Raw genomic sequence first — 6909 nt, forward strand, 5'->3', positions numbered from 1 at the left:
GCGGCTACCGCTCGCCGGTGATCACTGTCCGCCCGCGTTCCACCACTCCCGCAGCGCCGATTCGGCCTCCTCGCGCGTCATCGGGCCGCGGTCCAGGCGCAACTCCTTCAGATACCGCCAGGCCCGGCCGACCTGGGGGCCCGGTTCGAGGCCCAGCAGCTCCATGATGGCGTTGCCGTCCAGGTCCGGGCGCACCCGGGCCAGATCCTCCTGCTCCTGCAGCCGCTCGATGCGCGCCTCGAGATCGTCGTAGGTGGCGCGCAGTGCGGCGGCGCGGCGCTTGTTGCGGGTGGTGCAGTCCGCACGGACGAGCTTGTGCAGCCGAGGCAGCAGATCGGCGCCGTCGGTGACGTAGCGGCGCACCGCCGAATCGGTCCACTGCCCCTTGCCGTAGCCGTGAAAACGCAGGTGCAGGTAGACCAGGCGCGCCACGTCCTCGGTGAACTGCTTCGGATACTTCAAGGCGCGCATACGCTTTCGCACCATTTTCGCGCCGACCACCTCGTGGTGATGGAAGCTCACCCCGCCGCCCGGCTCGTTGCGCTTGGTGGGCGGTTTGCCGATGTCGTGCAACAACGCCGCCCAGCGCAACACCAGATCCGGATCGCCCTGCTCCTGATCGATGGCCTGCCGCAACACCGTCAGCGAATGCTGGTAGACGTCCTTGTGCTGATGATGCTCGTCGATCTCGAGTTTCATCGCGGGCACCTCGGGCAGCACCCGCTCGGCCAGCCCGGTCTCGCACATGATGTCGATGCCGTCGGTCGGATATTCCCCGCCGATCAGCTTGTCCAGTTCGGTGCGCACCCGTTCCGCGGTGATCCGGCCGATCTCGTCGGCCATCGTCGCGGTCGCGGCGCGCACCCGCGGCGCTAGTTCGAAACCCAGCTGGGCGACGAAACGCGCGCCGCGCAACATGCGCAGCGGATCGTCGTTGAACGAATCCTCCGGTGCGGCAGGGGTATCGAGCACACCGGCAAGCAGTGCGGACATGCCGTCCAGCGGATCGACGAATTCGAGCGCACCGTCCGCCCCGACCCGCACGGCCATCGCGTTGACCGTGAAATCGCGTCGGATCAGGTCGCCCTCGAGCGTGTCGCCGAAGGTCACCTCGGGATTGCGCGAGACCCGGTCGTAGTTGTCGCTGCGGAACGTGGTGATCTCCAGCTGCCATCCCGACTTGGACGCGCTGACCGTGCCGAACGCCAAACCGCCCGTGTCCCAGAGGTTGTCGACCCACCCGCGCACGATCTGCTGCACCGTCTCCGGCCGCGCATCGGTGGTGAAATCCAGGTCGGTGCCCAACCGGCCGAGCACCGCATCGCGCACACTGCCCCCCACCAGGTACAGCTGATGCCCGTGCGCGGCGAACATCTCACCGAGCGGAGTCAGCACGTCGGACACCCGCCCCAGCGTGATCGCCGCCGACGCAAGCAATCTCGTACGCCGATCCTCCGGCGACAACGGGACCGGCACTGCTACATCCTCGGACTTCGGCGAAACCACAGCCACGCAGCTTACTGACCGGAAAACCGCTCAGGTGCGCAGGTACGAGGCGCCGTTGAGGTCGACGATCGTGCCCGAGGCCCAGGCCGCGGCCGGTGAGGCGAGAAAGTGGACGGTCGCGGCGATCTCCTCGGGGGTGCCGACCCGGCCGAACGGGCTCTGGTCGCGGATCCGGTCACCGTCGGGGCCGGTGAGTTTCGCGACCTGACGCTCGGTGGCGACGAACCCCGGAGCCACCGACGTCACGACGATGTCGTGCGGCGCGAGCGCGAGGGCCATCGACTGTCCGAAGGCGTGCAGGGCGGCCTTGCTCGCACCGTAGGCGGGGAAGTCGGGTTCGCCGCAGAACGCGCCGCGCGATCCGACGTTCACGATGCTTCCGCGCGCGCCGCGATCGATGAGGTGCCGGGCCACCGCCCAGGTCACCTCGGCCGTGCCCAGCACGTTGACGTCCATCATGCGTCGCCAGATCCGCTGCCAGTCGTGCAGCGGGACGTCGGCGACCGCGTGCCGGGTGCTCTGCGACGGTGCGACGGCGGCGTTGTTGACCAGGACGTCGATGCCGCCGAGGGCCGTCACGGCCTCGGCCACGATCCGTTCGCCGGTACCGGGCTCGCCGAGATCACCTTCGATCAGCGTGTGCCCGGCGCCGGGCAGCTGCCGCAGCGCCTCCTCGGCGTCGGCGCGTCGGCTGGCGTACTGCACCGCCACTCGATCTCCACCCTCGGCGAACGCCGTGGCGACGGCCCGGCCGATTCCCCTGGACGCACCCGTGACCAGCACGCCCCTCATCGCGCGACCGCCATCCACTCGTCGCGGAACGCCTCGAATCGCGGGACGCCCCCGACGACGTCGCGGAAGAAAGCGGCTCGCTGCTCGGCCGGTCGGCCGAGGACGCAGGACACGATGTCCGAGCGGTGTGTCGCGGCCGAATCCTCCACCGAGACGGCCGAGCGGGCAGCGGGACGAAATGACACGGGTGTTATTCCTCTCATGACGCGGCAAGGTGCACCGTAAACCCGCCGGAGCGAAGCGGAGGTAAAGGATTCAGCACAGTTAGACTGACCGGGTGTCTCCGGCCGATCGCGCGAACAGTCGACGCCGCCAACCCCGGCGCCGCGGTTCGGCCGGTAATGCGGCCACCCCAAGGATGCGCACCGTGCGCGAAACCTCCGCGGGCGGGTTGGTCGTCGACGGGCTGGACGGCCCCCGCGACAAACGGTGCGCGGCCCTGATCGGCCGCACCGACCGACGCGGGCGGCTGCTGTGGTCGCTGCCGAAGGGACATATCGAGCAGGGCGAGACCGCCGAACAGACCGCGGTGCGCGAGGTCGCCGAGGAGACCGGGATCAACGGTCTGGTCGTCGCCGAACTCGGCAGCATCGATTACTGGTTCGTCACCGAGGGACGACGGGTACACAAAACAGTGCACCACTATTTGATGCGTTCGGTCGGCGGCGAGCTCTCGGACGCCGATATAGAAGTCACCCAGGTTGCCTGGGTTCCACTCACCGACCTGGATTCCCGGCTGGCATACGCCGATGAGCGCCGGCTGGCGGAGGTCGCGAATCGCCTGATCGACCGGATGGAGAACGGCAAACAATGACGCATGCGGGTCGGAGGCGTCAATGAGTCAGTTCATCGACGCCCCGCAGGCGCGGGCGCGCGCACTGTCTCGACACCGTTGGGCACTGTCTCGACACCGCGGGGCGGCGATTCTCGCCGTCCTGGCCCTCGCCGTGCTGAACATCGCGCTCACCGGCCCGGCCGCCGCAGAACCGTCGGGGGTCGGCGATTCCTCCTCGGCGCCGAAATTCCTCAAGCTCACCCTCGATTCGGTATCCCCGAATACGGTCACCACCAGCAGTGACTCGGTGGTCACCATCGCCGGGACGGTCACCAATATCGGTGATCGGGTGGTGGACGACATCGAGGTGCGAACCCAGCGCACCGGTGCGATCACCGATCCCCGCGGACTGCGTTCGGCGCTGCGGCTGGACCAGTCGAGTTACACCGTCAACACGCCGTTCGTGGACGTCGCGGACCGGTTGAGTCCCGGACAGCGCAAGCAGTTCACCCTTCGTGTGGGTGTGCGCCCCGGTAGTAAGGGCACGCCGGGGAGCGCGCCGGTCACCGCATCCCTGGACATCACCGGGCCCGGGGTGTATCCGCTGCTGCTGAACGTCAACGGGACGCCCGCCTACGGCGGTCAGGCCCGCCTGGACGACGCGCGTTTCCTGCTCCCGGTGCTGGGCCTGCCCTCGCCGACGGGTGATTCGGATCAGAAGACCGTTTCGGCCCCGACCGACGCGCCCGTCGCGACCACCATGCTGTGGCCGCTGGCCGACCGGCCCCGGCTGGTCGCCGGAATCCCGGGCTCGGTCGGCGACAAGGCACTGCTGACCGATGACGAGCTGGCCGGTGAGCTGGCCACCGGCGGACGCCTGGACCAGTTGCTGGGTGCGCTGGAATCGGCGGTCCACCCCGATTCGGCCGGGACCGGGGCCAATGTCGCGAACGCGCTGTGCCTGGCCGTGGATCCCGATCTGCTGCTCACCGTGTCGGATATGACCACCGGATATCGGGTGCTGGCCAGTCCGTCCGACCCGGACGGCCCGACTCGTGACGGCACCGGCACCGACGCCGCCAAGGCGTGGCTGAACCGGTTGCGCACGCTGGCCCCGACGATGTGCACCGTCAGCCTGCCGTTCGCGCAGGTCGACCTGTCCGCCCTGGCGGCCGTGCACGATTCGGCGCTGACCTCCCGCGCGATCTCCTCGCCCACCGAACTGGTCGATCAGATCCTGTCGATGAGATCGGTGCACGGGGTGAGCCTGCCCGAATCCGGCAGCATCAACTCCGATGCCGCGACGATGCTGAGCCAGCACGGCTTCACCTCCGCGGTACTGGCCGACAACGCCGTCGCACCCGCCGGGACCTCCAGCGGTTCGGGCTCCTCGACGCACACCGCGACGACGGTATCGGCGAGTTCGAGCACCGCGAGCCCTTCGACCGTGCGGCTGCCCGGTCCGACGCCGCCCGCGGCCGCCGCGCCGTCGAGCGGAAACTCCGCCGCCACGCCCGATCAGGGCATGAAGGTGTCCACCTTCGACATCTGGCCCGCCACCGCGCTGGCCGCGGTCGGGTCCAATCCGCCGACGCCCGCGTTCACCCCGGCGAACGTGCGTTACGACGTGGCCAAGGATTCCCGGACCGCACGTCTGCAGGACGCGCTCGGTGCGATGTCGTGGACCGCGCTCAATCCCCAGCCGAATCGGCCGCGTTCGCAACTGCTCATGCCGCCGCAGCAGTGGAGCGCCAACCGTGACGAGGCCACCACGCTGCTCACCCAGTTGCAGACATTGATCCACAGCGGTCTGGCGACGCCGCGGTCGTTCCAGGATCTGCTTGCCGTCCAAGCTGATTCGCACCCGTACGAGGTGAGTTATTCCGCCGGCGCGGCCGCCGACGCGGTGCCCGGCAGGTTCACCGCACCGGTCCAGCAGCAGGCCGGACGGATCACCGATCTGATGAACACCCTGGTCGAGGTGCCGCAGCAGGAGCCGACACCGCGCACCTTCCTGACCCCGCTGCGGGACGATCTGGTGCGGACGTTGTCGCTGTCCGACCGGACCAGCACCGGTTCCCAGGCCGACACCGCCGCGCAACGCCGCCTCGACCAGAGCACCACGGCCCTGGACGGACTGTTCCGATCGGTCACCGTGCTGCCCCCGGGCGGGGTGTACACCCTGGCCTCGGAGCAGAGTCCGCTGCTGCTGGTCGCCCGGAACGAACTGCCGGTCGCGGCCCGTATCCGGTTCAAGATCGGTGTTCCGTCCGGCACCGATATCACCGATATCGGCGAGCAGACGCTCCCCGCCGAGGGCACTCGGTCGTTCCAGATTCCGACGAAGGTCAGCGACAGCCGAAATCTGATGATTCCGATCTCCATTACCACACCCGACGGGATTGCGCTCGGCAACGCCACCTCGGTCAAGGTACGGTCCAACGCATACGGTTCAGCGTTGGCGATAATTACCGCATGTGCCGGTGCACTGCTGTTCCTGTTGGCCGGTCGCCGCTTGTGGCGGCGCTTCCGGGGACAGCCCGATCCGGCCGACGAGGGGTTGGACCCGGGGAAGCGACGCAGGCTGAACAGGTACCTGCGCGCGCGGAAGCGGGTCCTGCAGCGACAGGAGACACCATGATCCAGTACAGCGATCGAGCGGACGGGGCCGGATACGGCACGGCCGCTCTGGGTGTCCCGTCGTGCCCGGGTGAGTTCGCCGACGCGTCCGGGCCCGTCCGCCCGGCGCCGGGGGTCCGATGAGTGAATACGACGACCCTCGCCACATGGATCCGGCCGGAGACGATTCGTCCCGGCGGCGGCCGCCTGCCGCACCGTGGGAGCGAGGAACCGCGCCGGACCAGTTCGGCGAGCCGGAGGTTCAGCAGCAGCCGGATGCTCGGCCGCTGCGGGTGCCGCTGACCGGACCCATTCCTCAGGTGTCGCAGGCCGATCCGCGCGGCCCCGAGCAGATGCCGCCCAGCGGGACCGTGCGACGCGTCCCACCGGACCGCCGGCCCACCGAGATGCCGCCGAGCGGTGCCGCGCGTCAGGTTCCGCCGCCGAACGGCGCGGACCGCCGTCCTCCGCCGGACCGCATGCCGCCCGGTCCGGACCAGCGTCCGCCCAGCGGAACCATGCGACGGGTACCGCCGCCCGACGCCGACCGGATGCCACCCCGCCGCATGCCCCCGGCCGGGCCCGATCCGACATTCCCGGACGAAACAGTCCGACCGCCACGCCGAGGCGGACCGGACCAACGCCCGCCCAGCGGAACCATGCGACGGGTACCTCGGGGCGGACCGGATCAGACGCCCCCGGACGAGCCCGTGCGGCCGACACGCCAGGGTGGACCCGATCAGCGTCCGCCCAGCGGAGCCATGCGTCGCGTACCGCCGGGCGACCCGGACCAGATGCCCCCGGGCGGAACCACCCGCCGCATGCCCCCGGCCGGACCCGACCCGGCATTCCCGGACGAAACAGTCCGGCGACCACGCCGGGGCCGACCGGACCGTCCGCCCAGCGGGACCGATCGACCGGTGCCCCCGGACGGGCCCGGCCAGACACCTCCGGACGAGCCGACCCGCCGGACACGTTCGGCCGGACCGGATCGACGTCCGCCGACCGGGTCCATGCGACAGACGCCGCCGGACCGCCGGACCGCCGACGCCGGACCGCCGAGCGGTGCCGTGCGCCGGACACCGCGCGGACCGGTCCGCCGGACCGCACAGGACCCGCCCGCTTCCGGTCCGATCCGGCCGGACCAGCAGCCACCGACCGGTGCGGGCCGCCGTGTCCCGCCGAAGGGCAGACCGCCCGCGCCGCCGAGTGGTCCG

The 6909-nt window shown here is 70.2% G+C and carries 5 protein-coding genes; 2 read left to right on the forward strand and 3 right to left on the reverse strand.

Features of this window, described 5'->3' with window-relative positions; all coding sequences use genetic code 11:
* Positions 1–21: 21 nt before the first annotated feature.
* The 3 genes from NM2_RS34235 to NM2_RS49595 are packed head-to-tail and all read right to left on the reverse strand — an operon-like array spanning position 22 to position 2483.
* A complete protein-coding gene (locus tag NM2_RS34235) occupies positions 22–1476 on the reverse strand; it encodes a CCA tRNA nucleotidyltransferase (protein ID WP_067677607.1) in 1455 nt (484 codons plus the stop codon).
* A 60-nt stretch (positions 1477–1536) separates the two neighbouring features.
* On the reverse strand, positions 1537–2298 hold the full coding sequence (locus NM2_RS34240) for an SDR family NAD(P)-dependent oxidoreductase (RefSeq protein ID WP_067677610.1): 762 nt from the start codon (positions 2296–2298) through the stop codon (positions 1537–1539).
* The gene (locus NM2_RS49595) at positions 2295–2483 is read right to left on the reverse strand and encodes a hypothetical protein (RefSeq protein ID WP_157121485.1); all 189 of its coding nucleotides are present in this window, start codon (positions 2481–2483) and stop codon (positions 2295–2297) included. The genes NM2_RS34240 and NM2_RS49595 overlap by 4 nt, the downstream gene beginning before the upstream one ends.
* Before the next feature lie 92 nt (positions 2484–2575).
* Here NM2_RS49595 and NM2_RS34245 point away from each other — a divergent pair, with 92 nt between their 5' ends.
* Together NM2_RS34245 and NM2_RS34250 are read left to right on the forward strand one after the other, a co-directional pair.
* Positions 2576–3112 carry an NUDIX hydrolase gene (locus NM2_RS34245; RefSeq protein ID WP_067677612.1) on the forward strand — a complete coding sequence of 179 codons (537 nt, stop codon included), beginning with the start codon at positions 2576–2578 and terminating at the stop codon, positions 3110–3112.
* A 22-nt stretch (positions 3113–3134) separates the two neighbouring features.
* Positions 3135–5714, forward strand: a complete 2580-nt coding sequence (locus NM2_RS34250) for a hypothetical protein (protein ID WP_245718345.1) — start codon at positions 3135–3137, stop codon at positions 5712–5714.
* Positions 5715–6909: the final 1195 nt, after the last annotated feature.

Origin of the sequence: Nocardia miyunensis NBRC 108239, assembly GCF_001613065.1 — a bacterium.
In the GTDB taxonomy this organism is placed as follows: Bacteria; Actinomycetota; Actinomycetes; order Mycobacteriales; family Mycobacteriaceae; genus Nocardia; species Nocardia miyunensis.